This window comes from Desnuesiella massiliensis, from assembly GCF_001403615.1.
Taxonomy (GTDB): Bacteria; Bacillota; Clostridia; order Clostridiales; family Clostridiaceae; genus Desnuesiella; species Desnuesiella massiliensis.
Genome location: NZ_LN879457.1, coordinates 1,682,094 through 1,698,184, shown reverse-complemented (window position 1 = coordinate 1,698,184; position 16,091 = coordinate 1,682,094). Strand labels below are relative to the sequence as shown.

Annotated in this window: 15 protein-coding genes; 14 read left to right on the top strand and 1 reads right to left on the bottom strand. The window is 32.0% G+C overall.

Going from position 1 to position 16,091, the window contains the following annotated elements:
- Nucleotides 1–3 precede the first annotated feature (3 nt).
- From BN2665_RS25920 to BN2665_RS25870, 11 genes are all read left to right on the top strand, one after another.
- Nucleotides 4–537, top strand: coding sequence for a transglutaminase domain-containing protein (locus BN2665_RS25920; protein WP_055669964.1), 534 nt, complete (start codon nt 4–6; stop codon nt 535–537).
- Between the two features lie 30 nt (nt 538–567).
- Nucleotides 568–1,236 (top strand): potassium channel family protein, encoded by a 669-nt coding sequence (locus tag BN2665_RS25915; RefSeq protein WP_341452799.1) that lies wholly within the window; start codon nt 568–570, stop codon nt 1,234–1,236.
- Nucleotides 1,233–1,883, top strand: a complete 651-nt coding sequence (locus BN2665_RS25910) for a potassium channel family protein (RefSeq protein WP_055669962.1) — start codon at nt 1,233–1,235, stop codon at nt 1,881–1,883. The genes BN2665_RS25915 and BN2665_RS25910 overlap by 4 nt, the downstream gene beginning before the upstream one ends.
- 121 nt (nt 1,884–2,004) lie before the next feature.
- The gene (locus BN2665_RS25905; RefSeq protein WP_055669961.1) at nt 2,005–3,537 is read left to right on the top strand and encodes a TrkH family potassium uptake protein; all 1,533 of its coding nucleotides are present in this window, start codon (nt 2,005–2,007) and stop codon (nt 3,535–3,537) included.
- Entirely contained in the window at nt 3,513–4,025 is a 513-nt protein-coding gene (locus BN2665_RS25900; protein WP_055669960.1) for a hypothetical protein, read from the top strand. The genes BN2665_RS25905 and BN2665_RS25900 overlap by 25 nt, the downstream gene beginning before the upstream one ends.
- 147 nt (nt 4,026–4,172) lie before the next feature.
- Nucleotides 4,173–4,490: a MazG-like family protein gene (locus tag BN2665_RS25895; protein WP_055669959.1), complete on the top strand. Its 318-nt coding sequence runs from the start codon at nt 4,173–4,175 to the stop codon at nt 4,488–4,490.
- 15 nt (nt 4,491–4,505) lie between these two features.
- The gene (locus tag BN2665_RS25890) at nt 4,506–5,513 is read left to right on the top strand and encodes a YybS family protein (RefSeq protein WP_055669958.1); all 1,008 of its coding nucleotides are present in this window, start codon (nt 4,506–4,508) and stop codon (nt 5,511–5,513) included.
- A gap of 87 nt (nt 5,514–5,600) precedes the next feature.
- Nucleotides 5,601–7,535, top strand: a complete 1,935-nt coding sequence (locus BN2665_RS25885; RefSeq protein WP_154675053.1) for a DHH family phosphoesterase — start codon at nt 5,601–5,603, stop codon at nt 7,533–7,535.
- The gene (gene rplI, locus BN2665_RS25880) at nt 7,532–7,978 is read left to right on the top strand and encodes a 50S ribosomal protein L9 (RefSeq protein ID WP_055669956.1); all 447 of its coding nucleotides are present in this window, start codon (nt 7,532–7,534) and stop codon (nt 7,976–7,978) included. Before BN2665_RS25885 ends, rplI begins: the two co-directional genes overlap by 4 nt.
- 12 nt (nt 7,979–7,990) lie before the next feature.
- A complete protein-coding gene (gene lonC, locus BN2665_RS25875; RefSeq protein ID WP_055669955.1) occupies nt 7,991–9,886 on the top strand; it encodes a Lon family ATP-dependent protease in 1,896 nt (631 codons plus the stop codon).
- Between the two features lie 91 nt (nt 9,887–9,977).
- Nucleotides 9,978–11,315, top strand: a complete 1,338-nt coding sequence (locus BN2665_RS25870; protein WP_055669954.1) for a replicative DNA helicase — start codon at nt 9,978–9,980, stop codon at nt 11,313–11,315.
- Nucleotides 11,316–11,345: 30 nt separating this feature from the next.
- Here BN2665_RS25870 and hsp18 read toward each other — a convergent pair whose 3' ends face one another.
- Entirely contained in the window at nt 11,346–11,786 is a 441-nt protein-coding gene (hsp18, locus tag BN2665_RS25865) for a heat shock protein Hsp18 (protein ID WP_055669953.1), read from the bottom strand.
- A gap of 347 nt (nt 11,787–12,133) precedes the next feature.
- Here hsp18 and BN2665_RS25860 point away from each other — a divergent pair, with 347 nt between their 5' ends.
- From BN2665_RS25860 to BN2665_RS25850, 3 genes are all read left to right on the top strand, one after another.
- Nucleotides 12,134–13,048 carry an ROK family protein gene (locus BN2665_RS25860; protein ID WP_055669952.1) on the top strand — a complete coding sequence of 305 codons (915 nt, stop codon included), beginning with the start codon at nt 12,134–12,136 and terminating at the stop codon, nt 13,046–13,048.
- 2 nt (nt 13,049–13,050) lie between these two features.
- Nucleotides 13,051–14,469 carry a glycoside hydrolase family 1 protein gene (locus BN2665_RS25855; protein WP_055669951.1) on the top strand — a complete coding sequence of 473 codons (1,419 nt, stop codon included), beginning with the start codon at nt 13,051–13,053 and terminating at the stop codon, nt 14,467–14,469.
- 97 nt (nt 14,470–14,566) lie between these two features.
- Nucleotides 14,567–16,078, top strand: coding sequence for a DUF4127 family protein (locus tag BN2665_RS25850; protein WP_055669950.1), 1,512 nt, complete (start codon nt 14,567–14,569; stop codon nt 16,076–16,078).
- The last annotated feature ends 13 nt before the right edge of the window (nt 16,079–16,091 follow it).

Sequence of the window (16,091 nt, the reverse complement as noted above, 5' to 3'; positions counted from 1 at the left end):
TGAATGATAGACTATTATTGTGATGTAAAGAATGAAAAAATAATCAATTATATCGGTATGCTATCTGAAGAATATTTTGGGTTGGATTTGATAAGGAAAGTATATACCTATGTAAAAAATTCAATATATTATGATCCTTTTAGTAAGGATCAAAAGGCTTCAGAAACTTTAGTTATGGGTAGAGGAGATAACTTTAGTAAAAATGTACTTCTATATACATTACTTAAAGCTTTAAATTTTAACTGCCGTTTAGAAGAGGAAATAGTGAAGGACAACACTAGAAAATTAATAAGTAGGAAAGATGAAGTAATAAAATGGAGTTTTGTAAAAGTAATATTCTTTAATAGAGACATTACCATGGATGCTAGCTTTGATAAATCATATATACAGGCGGCAAGAATTAAAAATAAATGCAGATACGATGAATTTAATATTGAAGGATATTATATAGAAGATTTAAAGCTTTTTAATAAAATGCAAAATGTGAATTGCAGCGAAGATAAAAATAATGAAGAGAAGTATATATTTCAAAAGTAAGATAGCCTGTCTTGGATAATACTATTTAGCTTGGAGGTAAAAAAAGTGTATGTAGTAGTAATAGGTAGCGGAAGAATGGGTGTGAATATAGCAAAAGCTCTTGCTAATGATGAACATGATGTAGTGGTGGTAGATAAAGAAGAAAAGAATTTGGAAAACCTAGGTACCGTATTTAATGGACAAAGAATTAAAGGTATTGAAATAGATAAAGATGTATTAATTGGAGCTGGCATAAATAAAGCAGATGTATTTTTAGCTATGACCCCTGATGATAATGTAAATATTATGAGTGCTAAGATAGCTAAGGATATATTCGATGTTAAAAGGGTGATAGCTAGAGTATGCGAGCCTGAAAAAGAATATATTTATAAGCAATTAGGTATCGAATATATATCCTCCATTAAGCTGAGTGTAGAGGTAATAAAAAATAAAATTTGCAGCTATGATAGTATGGACTTAGTTACTCTTGATGATGAAATGTGTATTGTTGAAATACCTGTACTTTGCAATAATTTTTTAAAGGTTGAAGATATAGAGAACAAGTATGAATGTAGGGTTTCAGCTTTATATAAAAATGGACAATTTGGTTTAACTAAGGCTAAGGATTTGGTTAATAAGGGTGATAAGCTTATATGTACTATTTTAAGAAAAAATAAGAATAGCTTAGTAATGGATCTAGTAAAGGAGAGACTGCTATGAGAGCTGTAATAGTTGGAGGAGGAAAAGTAGGATATTATCTATTAAAAACATTAAAAGAAACAGGCTATGAGGTTTCTCTCATTGAAAAGGATATAGAGGTGTGCAATAAGATAGCGGAGGATTTTGACGCTGATATCATATGTGGAGATGGTACAAATATAGAGGTATTAACAGAAGCGGGTATTGAAAGCTCAGAGGTAATTGCGGCGGTTACAGGCAAGGATGCAGAGAATTTCGTAATATGCAAAATGATAAAGACTAATTTTGATATTAGAAAAACTATTGCCAGAATAAATAACCCTAAAAATAGAGAAGTATTTAAGGCTCTTGGTATAAGCGATACAGTATGTAGCACTGAGGTTATAGCTAATATTATTGATAGTGAGCTAAATAATGATAGAGTAAAGTTAGTACAAACTCTCGATAGGGGAGAAATAATATTAGTAGAAGCAAATGTAGATAGGAAAAGTGTATTGAAAAACAAGCTACTTTCAAATATTAACATACCAGAAGGGTGCCTTATAGTTTCAATTTTTAGAGGAAATAGTATCATATATCCAAATGGAAGTATAAAGATTCTTGAAGGAGATAGACTTTTAATGACCATACCTTCAAATAAAAGAAATGAGTTAGAAGCTTGTTTGTAGGGGGAATAGTATGTTAAATAAAAATAAATTAATCAAGGGAGTATTCGTAGAATGTGTATATACTCTAGTGCTCATGACTATTTCATTAGCACTAGGATTTATCATAATGGGGTAATTGCTTATGAAAAAAAGAATTGATACTTGGGATTTGAAAGTTATCTCCTATTACACTGGATGCATAACCGTGGGTACCGCAGCCTTAATGGTTTTCCCCATAATAATTTCATTGACTTTTGCAGAATGGCCTAGTTTTATTGATTTTATTATAAGTGCGGCTATTGCTTTAGATGTAGGATTTTTAATGCTTATTTATGGTTTTAAGAGTATTAAAGTAAGAAGAGTTCAATGGAAGCATGGATTAGTTATTTCGGCATTATCTTGGATTGTATTAATGATACTATGTGCCATACCTTATAAGTTAAGCGGTAATTATAATTCTATGTTAGATGCTTGTTTTGATGTAATGAGCGGCTTCACTACCACAGGGCTTGTGCTTATTCAAGATTTAGATCATTTGTCCTTGTCTTTAAATATGTGGAGGCATGTATTGACTTTTGTAGGAGGACAAGGAATGGTGGTTCTAGCTTTATCCTTTCTTGTTAAGGATACTGTAGGAGCATATAAAATGTATGTGGGAGAGGGAAAGGATATAGAGCTGGTTCCTAATGTAAAGGGAACAGCAAAGATAATATGGCTTATAAGCATGGTTTATCTATTGATAGGTACCATAGCCTTATGGATCAATGGAATGTTCATAGGATTAAAGCCCGTCAGTGCTTTTTTCCATGGAATGTTCATATTCATGTCTGCTTGGAGTACCGGGGGATTTGCACCTATGTCTCAGAATATGATGTATTATCATAGTTTTAGCTATGAAATAGTTACTATAGTATTTTTTATAATAGGTTCTTTTAACTTTGGATTGCACTACGCTATTTGGCAAGGCAATAGAAAAGAGATAGTGAAAAATATAGAAACTCAAAGCTTTTTTATTACTGCAACCTTATCCTCATTTTTTATAGTATTAGGATTAAATAAATTAGGTGTTTATAAAGATGCCATTTCCATGTTTAGAAGAGGTGTATATAATTTGCTATCTGCCCATACTACCACAGGTTTTGGAAATGTATATGCAAGGCAGTTTGCTTTAGAATGGGGAGATTTCGGAATATTAATAATGGTTATAGCTATGCTTATTGGAGGTTCTGCTTGCTCTACTGCTGGGGGTTTTAAAGGTCTTAGAGTTGGAGTAGTATTTAAGGGCATAGTGTGTGAAATAAAGAAACTACTAAGCTCTGAAAGAAAGGTAACTAAATTTAAATTTCATCATATAAAAGATCAAATACTGGAAGATGGAATAATAAAGAGCTCAGCCATCATAATAATTTGCTATATTATTTTATTTGCCGTTGGTACAGCTTTAGGTAGTTATTATGGTTATCCAGTTTCAAGCGCAGCCTTTGAAGCAGCTTCTGTTACAGGAAATGTAGGGTTAAGTATAGGGGTTACTAGTATAAGTACTCCAGCACCGTTAAAAATATATTATATAATAGCTATGTATTTGGGAAGATTAGAGTTTCTTTCAGTGTTTGCTCTCATAGGATTTATTTTTGGAGGTATTAAAAAACTATGCGTAAGCTTTGCAAGACCTTAGTATTGGTTTTAGTATTTATATTCTGTTATAGCAGTATAAGCTATGCTGAGGAGTATATTTCTATAAACGACTTAATAGAAGGTGCAAAACAATATGACAATGAAGAGGTAAAAATAAAGGGTGAAGCTGTAGGAGAAATAATGAAAAGGGGAAAATACAGCTGGGTAAATATAAATGATGGCAGTAATGTAATTGGAGTATGGCTTAGTAATGATATAGCTTCAAAAATATCAGTGTTAGGGGATTATAAGCACAAGGGAGATATAATTGAAGTTAAGGGTAATTTCTCAAGAGATTGTAGTGAACATGGTGGAGATGTGGATATACACGCTAGCTCAATATCTATTATGGAGAAAGGAAAGCTTACTATACCTCAGATAAAGGAAAATAGAAGTAAAATTGCTTTGGCTTTGGTTTTTAGCACTATATTTTTAAGCTTTATATTTTTAAATATAAAAAAACGGTTTAATAGTATAGGAGAGCGTTAAGATAATTTCTTAGCGCTTTTGTTTTTAATGTATTTAGTTGCATAAATATTGAAAAAAAACTACAATAGATATATAATAGGTTATTAAATTCAACTAATTTGGTTATTTTATGGCAATAAAGGGTAATATAAGTATGGGGGGAAAGATGTGAAAAGAGATAATTTAAACATAATGTCAGATATAAAGATAATAGAAGAGTTAAAGGCACAGCTTTTATGTGTTATAGGCGAATTCTATAGACTTTTAACTAAGGGAAGTAATGTAGCACAAGAGGCTATTTTAGATTGTATTTCCGGGGCAATAATAATATTATATGTTCTAGCAGAAAGATTAGGATATTCTTTTTCCGCCGTAGATGATACTATGAAGAAGAAACTAAAAGTAGGAATAATTGAAGAAGATATCGTTGAAAGAGAAGGAAAGAATTTAAGCAAATTATATACTCATATAAAAGAAAGAAATTAATTTTGGAGGAAATCTATGAATAATAGAAAATATGATACTAAGGCAATAATAGAAGTGGGACTTATGTCTGCTTTGATTGTGGTTATAACACTCATGAATAGTTATGTGCCTTTATTTTCTACCTTTGGAATGTTTATATTGCCTTTACCTATAACTATTTTATATTTAAGACACAATTTTAATGTATCTATTATAACAGTTATGGTTAGTGCGTTAATAGTAGCTATAACAGGTAATCCTATAATGGCTATAGGTTCTGCCGCCTTATATGGTGCTTCCGGCTTGGTTATGGGATACTGTTTGAAAAATAAAGTAAAGCCAATTAATACAGTAATTTATACAGGCTTTGCAAATTTAGTAGGTGTCTTTGTAAACCTATATTTATATGTTACCTTAATAATGAATACTACTATGTATGGCTTACTTGAGGATTTTATAAATCAATTGAAGCAATCCATGGAGTTAAGTAAAGGTTTATATAGTGGACTCGGCGTAGATATATCAGCTAACCCTATGTATGCTGTTTTTGATGCCATGACACCTAAAACCTTTTTACTTATGATACCTGCTGGATTTGTAGCTTCTATGCTTTTGATGGCCTATATAAACTATCAAATAACAAGAAAGGTTTTAAAAAAGCTAGGATATGAAATTGAAGCTTTTAGAACTTTTATAACCTGGTATTTTGATAATAGGCTTGGAGCTTTAATAGTTATATTTATATGCGTAGGAATACTTCTTACTTCACGTGGTTTTGAATTAGGTGAATACATAACTAGTACCTTCATGATACTTTTCCAAGTGATGTTGTTAATTCAAGCCTTAAGCTTAGTAGCTTACTTTTTAAGGTCAAGATTCAATCTTAATAAGGTCTTTGTAATTTTTATACTTATTTTCATAGCATTAAATCCATCTATCAGTAATTTATTGGTATTCCTAGGTTTACTGGATATGTTATTAGATTTAAGGAAGCTGGATCCTAATAGTTTATATGGAGCTTTAATCAAAAGATTTAAAAAGTAGATGTGAAGTATATCAATTATATAATATTTAGGAAGGCGGCTTATTGTGGATAAGTTTAAGAATTTTATACCGAACACAAAAGTATATATGATTTTTATATCTATTCTTATAGCTATATTATTCTTTGAAGGAAATTTTCTGCAAGGATTAATAGCTTTGATGGTATTTGCACTTCTAGTGGTTTATAATATAAATAATTTTAAAGAAAAAAAAAGCAAGTGGAAAGAATTTATCGAGGACTTCTCTTCAAATTTAGATATTGCCACTAGAAATACATTGATAAGTTTACCCTTCCCCTTAGTAATAGTAGGAGATAAGGGTGATATATCCTGGTATAATAATAAATTTTCAAATATAATAAGCAGAGAAGAGTTTTTAGGCAAGAATATAAATAATATAATCAAGGATTTTGATGTAGATGAAGTAAAATCGGGAAGTAAAACCTTATATAATAGTATAAAAATAAATGATAGTTATTACGATATACATGTAAGTATTGTAAATAGCACCAATAAAAATTATAAAAATAATTTAATACTGTTATATTTTTATGACGTAACTTTAAATAAAGATAGCTTAGATAGCAAAGAAAACGTAATGTTAATTGAAGTAGATAACCTAGATGAAGTTATAAAGAGTACTGAAGAGGATAAAAAGCCATTATTAATTGCAGAAATTGAAAGAAATATTAATAGCTACGCTCAGAATATAAATGCGATGCTAAAGAAATATGCTTCTAATAAGTATATACTATCTGTTCAAAATAAGTATATTGAAGAGGAAATGAAAAGAAAATTTGAGATATTAGACTCTATAAGAGAGATAAATATTGGTAATATGTTAGCAGTTACTTTAAGTATAGGCGTAGGTAGAGGCGGAAGCACCCCCTTTGAAAACAGTAATTTTGCAGACAAGGCTAAGGAATTAGCTCTTGGAAGGGGAGGAGATCAAGCTGTAATTAAAAATGGAGATAAACTTTCTTTTTATGGAGGAAAGACTAAAGAGGTAGAGAAGAGAACAAAAGTTAGGGCTAGAGTTATAGCTCATGCTTTAAATGATTTAATAAATGAGAGCAGTAAGGTATATATTATGGGGCATAGAAATCCGGATATGGATTGTTTAGGTGCTGCAGTGGGATTAAGCAGTGTGGTACAAAAGCTAAACAAAGAATGCCACATAGTTCTTCAAGATGCTAATAGCAGTATAAGATATATACTGGATAAATTAAAAACAGATTCAAAATACGATAATCTTTTTATAACTCCAGAAAAATGTAAAGAGGAAATGGATATAAATTCTATATTGATATTGGTTGATGTTCATAGTAAAGGCTATGTTCAAGATATAGAAATAGTGAATATGTCAAGTAAAGTAGTCATAATAGATCACCATAGAAGAACTCCTGATTATATAGAAGGAGCTATACTCACTTATATAGAGGCCTATGCATCATCTACTTCTGAGTTAATAACAGAAATGCTTCAATATATGTTAGAAAAGCCTAAATTAAATCAAATAGAAGCAGAAGCTCTCTTAGCTGGCATATGTGTAGACACTAAAAATTTCTATTTTAAAACAGGAGTTAGAACCTTTGAAGCGGCATCTTTCTTAAGAAAATTAGGAGCAGATACCATAGATGTAAAAAAGATGTTTGGTAATGATTTGACTACATACGTTAAAAAGGCAGATATTATAAGATCTGCAAAAGTGGAAAATAATATAGCTATTGCTATTTGCCCACCTGACATACAAGAAACTGTTTTAGCTGCACAAGCGGCGGATGAGCTGCTAAATATTACAGGTATCCAAGCGTCCTTTGTTCTTGTTACAATAGATAAAGACATACACATAAGCGGACGTTCTTTAGGAGATATAAATGTGCAGGTAATATTAGAGTCCTTAGGTGGTGGAGGGCATATGACTATGGCTGGAGCTAAGTTAAACAATCTGTCCTTAGATGAGGCAGTTGAGTTATTAAATGATGCTATAATCAAAAACTTAAGGGAAGGTGAATCTAAATGAAAGTAATTTTATTAGCAGATATAAAAAGCGTTGGAAAGAAAGGGGATGTAATAAACACCTCTGATGGTTATGCAAGAAATTATCTTTTCCCAAGAAAGCTTGCTCAAGAGGCAACAGAAGAAAATTTACACATAATAAATGCAAAAAAAGAAAATGAAAGACGTAAGAAAGTTGCAGAAATGGAAGAAGCTCAAGCCTTAGCTGAGCAGTTAAAAGGTAAAGAATTAAAGCTTGTAGTAAAAACAGGTGAAAGTGGTAGATTATTTGGAGCAATAACAAGTAAAGACATTGCTGAGCTTATTAAAAAGCAATTTAATGTTAATATAGACAAAAAGAAAATAGTAATGGATACTTTAAAACAGACTGGAACTTATGATATAGAGTTAAAGATATATCCAGAGGTATCTTCAAAGATAAAGGTTGTTATTGTTCCTGAACAATAAGGGGGATAAATTTTGAAGTCAGAATTTGAAACGAATGAAGTACAAAATGTGTTAAAAGAAAGTGTAAATGTAGAATCACAAATAAATGTACTTTTTGAGGTGTTAAACAATATTTTAGACCAAGGTGCTGTAAAAGCAAGAACAGTAAAGTTTAAGCTACAGAAACATGTAAATAGTGATGATATATATAAGAGAGCTTATGCTTTAAATAAAATTGCTAGTGATGGTAAAGGCATAGCTACTATACCTAATGCTCAAAATATTTATGAAGTTATGGAAGATACAAATAAATGGATATCAGAGCAATTAGCAAGAAGATATATACAAAATAAGATAGAAGCTCAGGTTGAACAAGCGATAGTAGAGAAGCAAGAGAAATATGTGGATGAAGTTAGGATGAGCATTATAAGAAAGCAAAAGGGACCTGAAAATGCAAAGACTTTAAAAAAGTATGCTCATTTAGAAGTTCTTGACTCTAAAAAACTTACCAAGAGTCTTCAGAGTCTATTAAGGCCTGAAAGCTTTGAAGAAATAGTAGGACAAGAAAGAGCAATTAAATCTTTACTTTCTAAGATTTCTTCACCTTATCCACAACATATAATACTTTATGGACCTCCAGGAGTGGGCAAAACCACTGCTGCTCGTTTAGCTTTAGAAGAAGCTAAAAAGCTAAAATTTACTCCTTTTAAAGAGGATGCTAAATTTGTAGAGGTGGATGGAACTACAGTAAGATGGGATCCTAGAGAAATAACTAACCCTCTTTTAGGTTCAGTACATGATCCTATATATCAGGGAAGCAAGAGAGATTTAGCAGAAATTGGCGTGCCAGAGCCAAAACCAGGTTTGGTCACAGAGGCCCATGGAGGAGTGCTTTTTATTGATGAAATTGGGGAACTAGATCCAATTCTTCAAAATAAGCTATTGAAGGTTCTAGAGGATAAGAGAGTAGAATTTTCATCTTCATATTATGATCCAGAGGATGAAAACACTCCAAAGTATATAAAGTATCTTTTTGATAATGGAGCACCAGCAGATTTTGTGTTAATTGGTGCAACTACTAGAGAGCCAGAAGAGATAAATCCAGCATTGCGTTCAAGGTGTACAGAAGTTTATTTTGAACCTTTATCAGCTAAAGATATAGAAAATATAGTAGAAAATGCTGCAAAGAAACTAGGAATTGCTTTAGAACAGGGTGTATCGGAAATTATAAGCAGATATACTATTGAAGGTAGAAAAGCAGTAAATATATTAGCTGATGCCTATGGATATGTACTTTATAACACAAAAGCAGGTGAAGAAGATAAGCTTCTTATAACCAAAGGAGATGTGGAAGAAGTACTAGCTATAAGTAGATTTACTCCTTATGAAATGATGAACAATGAAAATAAGCAAGAGATAGGACATATATATGGATTAGGAGTAAGCGGCTTTATAGGTTCTACTATAGAGATTGAAGCTGCAGTGTTTCCTGCAAAGGAAAAAGGCGCAGGTATAGTTAGGTTTAACGATACAGCAGGTTCCATGGCAAAGGATTCTGTATTTAATGCTGCGTCAGTAATAAGAAAGATTACAGATAAAGATATAAAGGATTATGATATACATGTTAATGTCATCGGAGGCGGTAAAATTGATGGACCTTCTGCTGGTGCAGCTATAACTATATGTATCATAAGTGCCCTAATGGAAAAACCCATAAGACAGGATATAGCTGTAACAGGAGAAATATCTCTTAGAGGAAATATTAAACCTGTAGGCGGAATCTTTGAAAAGGTCTATGGTGCAAGAAGAAAGGGTATAAAACTTGTACTTGTGCCTAAAGACAATTATAAAGAAGTTCCACTAGGATTAACGGATATAGATGTGAAAGCCGTAGATACCATTGAGGAGCTTATGGATATAGCATTTTAATAATGCGTATTTAAAAAGAAACAACTTCTAAATTTAAAGGAGTTGTTTCTCTATTAATATAAACAATTTTATTAATTAGGAGAGATGTTGTATGGAAGCACCTCTTATGAAGAGCATGCCCCAAAATATAGAAGCAGAGCAATCTGTTTTAGGTGCAATGATTATAGATAAAACCTCTATAGCTCAAGCGGCAGAGGTTCTTAAAAGTGATGATTTTTATAGGGACGCTCATAAAGTAATTTATGCTGCTATTATGGAGTTATTCCAGAAAGATATACCTATAGATATGGTTACTCTTATTGAACATCTGAGGGCAAAGGAAAAACTTGAGTCTATTGGAGGAATAACCTATATCACTGAAATAGCAAATGCGGTAATTTCTACTGCTAATCTACAATCCTATATTAAGATTGTAGAGCAGAAAGCAATGCTTAGGAAGTTAATCAAGGCATCCAATGAGATAATAGAGCAGAGCTACAATAAACAGGGGGATGTAGAGGACGTTTTAGATTTTGCAGAAAAGAGAATATTTGATATAGCGGAAAAAAGAAGTACTAATGATTTTGAACCTATAAGTACTGTACTTGAGAGAGGATTCTTAGAAATAGAAAGGATCTTTAATAATAAAGGAGTGGCTACTGGTGTCCCTTCGGGTTTTTTAGATTTAGACAGCAAGACCTCTGGCTTTCAAAAGGGGGATATGGTACTTATTGCAGCAAGGCCTTCTATGGGGAAGACTACCTTTGTATTAAATCTTGCTCAACACGCTGCCCTAAGAGAGAATAAAAGCATAGTAATATTTTCTCTAGAAATGTCAAAAGAGCAATTGGCCTATAAGTTTTTATGTGCAGAAGCTAATGTAGATATGCTAAAGCTTAGAACAGGTAATCTAGATGATCAAGATTGGGAAAATATAGCTAGAGCATCAGGGCCTTTAGCTGCTGCTAAGATATACATTGATGATACTGCAGGGGTATCTGTCATGGAAATGCGTTCCAAATGCAGAAGAATAAAACTAGAGTATGGTATAGATATGATAATTATAGACTACCTGCAATTGATGTCTGGCAGCGGAGGAGAAAGCAGACAACAAGAGGTATCTGAAATATCTAGATCTATAAAAGCCTTAGCCAAAGAGATGGAATGCCCAGTTATAGCCTTATCTCAGCTATCCCGTGCCCCAGAACAGAGAGCAGATCATAGACCAATGCTTTCAGACCTTAGAGAATCAGGTTCTATAGAGCAGGATGCCGACCTAGTAATGTTTCTTTATAGAGATGAGTATTATAACAAAGAAACAGAAGAAAAGAACGTAGCAGAATGTATCATAGCAAAGCAAAGAAATGGTCCAGTAGGTACTGTTAGATTAGCATGGCTTGGACAATTTAGTAAGTTTGGAAATTTGGATGTAGTTCATCAAGACTACTAAAAGAAAGGACCTTTTAAAGGCCCTTTCTTTTTAGTTTATATCTATTTTGCGTTTTGAATCTTTATTCTTATTCAATTTAGGTAATACTAACTTTAGTACACCATCATTGAAGGAAGCATTTATGGAATTTTCGTCTACATTATCTACATAGAAGCTTCTTTTAAATTCACCATAATGTCTTTCACGTCTTACATAGTTTTCCTTCTTCTCTTCTGTGGAGTCATCACGTTTTGCACTTATGGTAAGGTGATTATTTTCAAAATTAACATTAATATCCTCTTTTTTAACGCCTGGTAAATCAGCTTCAATTAAATAGTTTTCGTCTGTTTCTTTTAAGTCTACTCCAAAAGAGTTCTCCATCATGTTAAAAGGAGATAAAAAGTTTTCATTAAAGAAATCATTGAATAAATCATCAAAATTATCTCTTCTCCTCAAATTATTAGATTTTCTGAAAGGAATTAAATCAAACATAAGACTACCTCCTTAAATTTTTAATAATATTATTTACTTATGTTTTATTTCTTATTACACTTATATAATAATATTAAAGTCAAAGAAAGTCAAAGTCAAAAATAAAAGATATAGGAAGATAATATAAAATATTAAAAGATAATAATAAGTATTTTTTTATTATAAAAAAATATAAAGCTATTTGCACATATTTATAAGGTTTCAATTAATAAAAAATGAACATTTTATAGATTTTATATATAAATTATAGGTATTTTATAAAGGGACTATTAGTAATATATACTTCTAAAAATCTGTATAATATAATAAAACCGTATACAATGTCTAAATATAGGGGGAGAGAGTTTATGAAAAACTATATTGTTTTTGATGTTGGAGGAACAAGCGTAAAGTATGCCATAATGAATTCTAACAGCGAGTTTTTAGAAAGAGACAGCTATCCATCTTGTACAGAGGATTTTAAGATATTTATAAATCAAATGATTAAAGTAATAGAGGATTATAAGCAGAAATATGCTATAGCAGGTATAGCTCTTAGCTGTCCAGGTGGAGTGGATAGTGAAACTGGAATAATAGGCGGCGCTAGTGCCCTCCCCTGCATCCATGGACCTAATTTTAAAGAAATTTTACTAAAAGAAACAGGCCTTAAAGCAGAATTAGAAAATGATGCTAATTGTGCCGCTTTAGGAGAAGTATGGATAGGGGCAGCAAAGGATAATAAGGATGTTCTATTTGTAGTTTGCGGCACCGGTATTGGCGGCGCTGTAGTGAAAGACAAGAGAATCCATAAAGGGGCAAATCTTCATGGTGGGGAATTTGGATATATGATTATGGATATCTGTGAGGAAAATGGAGAAACAGTGTTTAAAAACTGGAGTGATGTAGGATCTACCATAGCCTTAGTAAGAACTGCGGCAAAGCTTAAGAATATTGAAGTTAGCGGTATAGATGGTAAAAAGGTATTTGAAATGGCAGAACAAGGAGACAAAGACTGCTTAGAGGCTATATCAAGATTTTATTTTAATTTTGCTAAAGGCATATTTAATATTCAATACATGTATGATCCAGAAAAGATCATTATTGGAGGAGCTATAAGTATAAGAGAAGACTTCTTAGAAAGAATAAATGAAAAATTAGACTCTATTATGAACTCTATAGAAATAGCAAAAGTAAGACCAATAATACAAAAATGTGAATTTAATAATGATGCTAATCTTATAGGCGCATTATATAATTATCTTCAAAGGCAAGGAGAAATGTAATAATGAGTAACGATAAATATAATCTTAGTTTTCCACCAAATTTTTTGTGGGGAGCAGCTTGCTCGGCTACTCAAACTGAAGGTGCTTCTTTAGAGCATGGTAAAGGCAAAAATATATGGGATTACTGGTATGAAATTAATCCAGAAAAGTTTTTTAATAATATAGGGCCTAAGGATACATCAAATTTTTATAGCATGTATAAAGAAGATATAAAAAGGATGAAAGAAATAGGCTTTAATTCTTTTCGTACTTCAATTTCATGGTCAAGGTTGATACCAGATGGCAGAGGTGAAATTAACCAAGAGGCTGTAAATTTTTATAATGATGTATTCGATGAGTTTATAAATCAGGATATAACTCCTATAATATGTCTTTTTCACTTTGATATGCCTTTGGCCATGCAGAACATAGGGGGCTGGGAAAATAGAGAAATAGTAGAGGCTTTTGCAGAATATGCAGAGCAGTGCTTCAGCTTATTTGGACACAAGATTAAATATTGGACAACTTTCAATGAACCTATAGTTCCAGTGGAATGCGGTTATCTTTATGAGTTTCATTATCCTTGTGTGATAGATATGAAAAGAGCGGTACAAGTGGCTTATAATACTGCTATAGCTAGCGCAAAAGCCATTGAAAAATACAAGAGCTTGAAGCAGGACGGGAAAGCAGGAATAATACTAAATTTAACTCCTTCCTACCCTAGAGACAATGAAAATCCTGAGGATTTAAAGGCTGCTAATATAGCAGACTTACTATTTAACAGAAGCTTCTTAGATCCAGCAGTTAATGGGAAATACCCGGAGGAATTGATTTCTCTAATTAAAGAAAATGATTTGATTCCCGTTATATCTGATGGGGATGAAAATATATTATTAAATAATAAGGTGGATTTCTTAGGAGTAAATTACTATCAGCCTAGGAGAGTAAAAGCTCCAAGTAAAGTTTGGGACAGTAATAAACCCTTGATGCCTGAAGCTTTTTTTGATTATTATCAGTGGCCAGAGAGAAAAATGAATAAATATAGAGGCTGGGAAATTTACGAAAAGGGTATTTATGATATAGCAATGAATATAAAAAATAACTATGGAAATATACCTTGGTATGTATCAGAGAATGGTATGGGGGTTCAAGAAGAAGAGAGGTTCATAAATAATGAAGATATTATTGAAGACGACTATAGGATTGAATTTATCAAGGAGCACTTAATATGGCTGCATAAAGGGATAAGTGAAGGCTCCAACTGTTTTGGATATCATATATGGACCTTTATGGATAATTGGTCTTGGCTTAATGGTTATAAAAATCGATATGGCTTCTTTAGAGTTGACATAGAAAATAATTTCAAAAGAAGCATAAAAAAATCAGGGCTATGGTTTAAGAAAGTAGCTGAATCAAATTCATTAGAAATCTCCGCAAAATAATTTGGAAACATACCTAATATAAATGGAAAAAAGTAAAAGACATTAACCTCACTGATTTATATAATTAGCATAAGTATAGAAATTAGGGGGTTAAAAAATGAATATATTATATATTCCCTTAGATGAAAGACCATGTAATTATAAATATCCTCAACAAATAGTAGCTGAGTTTTCAGATATTAATATCATAGTTCCAGATAAAAGTATTTTAAACCATAAAAAGTCTCCTGCATGTCTTGAAAAACTATGGCAGTTCTTAGAGAGTAATATTGAAAATGCTCAATATGCTATAATTTCAATGGATATGATGCTTTATGGAGGTTTATTACCCTCAAGGCTGCACAATTTTAAAGAAGATGAACTGCTTTTAAGCTGCGAAAGATTAAGAAATTTAAAGAGTAAAAATCCTGATATAAAAATATTTGCTTTTGATTTAATTATGAGAGTTCCAGCTTATAATAGCTCAGAGGAAGAGCCAGATTACTATAGTGAGTTTGGAGAAAATATATTTAATATATCTTGGATAAGGGATAAAATAGGCAGAGGTCATGGGTGTCAAGAGGATAAGGACAGATATGAGAGCTTACTAAAAAATACACCCAAAGAGCATGTGGAAGATTATTTCAGTAGAAGAGAAAAGAATTATAAGGTTACTGAAAGGCTATTAAGCTTAGTTCAAGAGGGAGTATTTAATTATTTCGTTATTCCTCAAGATGATGCTGCTCTTTATGGAGTCCAATCTCAAGAGCAGGGCAGGCATAGAAGAACTATTAAGAATCTGGGAATAGCGGATAAGGTATTACTATATCCAGGTGCTGATGAGGTAGGATGTACCTTAGTAGCACGAGTATTAAATGACTACTTTAATAAAACTCCTTTAGTATTTATTCGGTTTTCATCCCTATTAGGGCCTACTATTATTCCAAAGTATGAGGATAGACCTTATATGGAAACTATAAAGGCACATATCATATCTTGTGGTATGAGTATTGTAGATAATAGTATAGAAGCGGATTTAGTACTTATGGTAAATACTCCTGGTGCAGAAATGCAAGAGTCTTGGGAACAGACTAATGTAGTTAGAACTAATTATAGCCATAGGAACCTAAATGAATTTGTAATTGCTGCAAAAAGCTATATATCCAAAGGTAAAAAAGTTATGATTGCTGATGTAGCCTATAGTAATGGTTCAGACTTAGAACTAATTGACTTGATGATATCAGAAAATATATTAGCGGACCTGTCCTCCTATGGCGGCTGGAATACTAATGGTAATACCTTAGGTACAGTATTATCTGCAGGAGTAGTTAGCTTCTATGGAAAGGCTGATAAGGAATTCCTAATATATAGACTGGTAGAAGACTGTGCCTATCAAGCTTTAGTAAGGCAGCAGGTCATTAAAGAGCTGCCAGAGCAAGGTCTTGAGTACTATAATTTTAAGGACAAGACCCAGTGGGTAGAAAATAGAACAAAAGAATTACTAAATGACTTTATAAATAATAAACTCATTAAAGGCTTTAAAGACAATGATTTTTCAGTAAGCAAGGTTAAATTCCCTTGGAAAAGAATGTTTGAAGTAGATTTAGATATAGATATGAGTAAAAAATAGAATAATTTCTAAA

Coding starts and splice junctions, on each gene's coding strand:
- BN2665_RS25870 (WP_055669954.1), top strand. CDS start 9,978: ATGGAAGCACCTCTTATGAAGAGCATGCCCCAAAATATAGAAGCAGAG.
- BN2665_RS25855 (WP_055669951.1), top strand. CDS start 13,051: ATGAGTAACGATAAATATAATCTTAGTTTTCCACCAAATTTTTTGTGG.
- BN2665_RS25860 (WP_055669952.1), top strand. CDS start 12,134: ATGAAAAACTATATTGTTTTTGATGTTGGAGGAACAAGCGTAAAGTAT.
- BN2665_RS25910 (WP_055669962.1), top strand. CDS start 1,233: ATGAGAGCTGTAATAGTTGGAGGAGGAAAAGTAGGATATTATCTATTA.
- BN2665_RS25905 (WP_055669961.1), top strand. CDS start 2,005: ATGAAAAAAAGAATTGATACTTGGGATTTGAAAGTTATCTCCTATTAC.
- rplI (WP_055669956.1), top strand. CDS start 7,532: ATGAAAGTAATTTTATTAGCAGATATAAAAAGCGTTGGAAAGAAAGGG.
- BN2665_RS25885 (WP_154675053.1), top strand. CDS start 5,601: ATGATTTTTATATCTATTCTTATAGCTATATTATTCTTTGAAGGAAAT.
- hsp18 (WP_055669953.1), bottom strand. CDS start 11,786: ATGTTTGATTTAATTCCTTTCAGAAAATCTAATAATTTGAGGAGAAGA.
- BN2665_RS25900 (WP_055669960.1), top strand. CDS start 3,513: ATGCGTAAGCTTTGCAAGACCTTAGTATTGGTTTTAGTATTTATATTC.
- BN2665_RS25920 (WP_055669964.1), top strand. CDS start 4: ATGATAGACTATTATTGTGATGTAAAGAATGAAAAAATAATCAATTAT.
- BN2665_RS25850 (WP_055669950.1), top strand. CDS start 14,567: ATGAATATATTATATATTCCCTTAGATGAAAGACCATGTAATTATAAA.
- BN2665_RS25890 (WP_055669958.1), top strand. CDS start 4,506: ATGAATAATAGAAAATATGATACTAAGGCAATAATAGAAGTGGGACTT.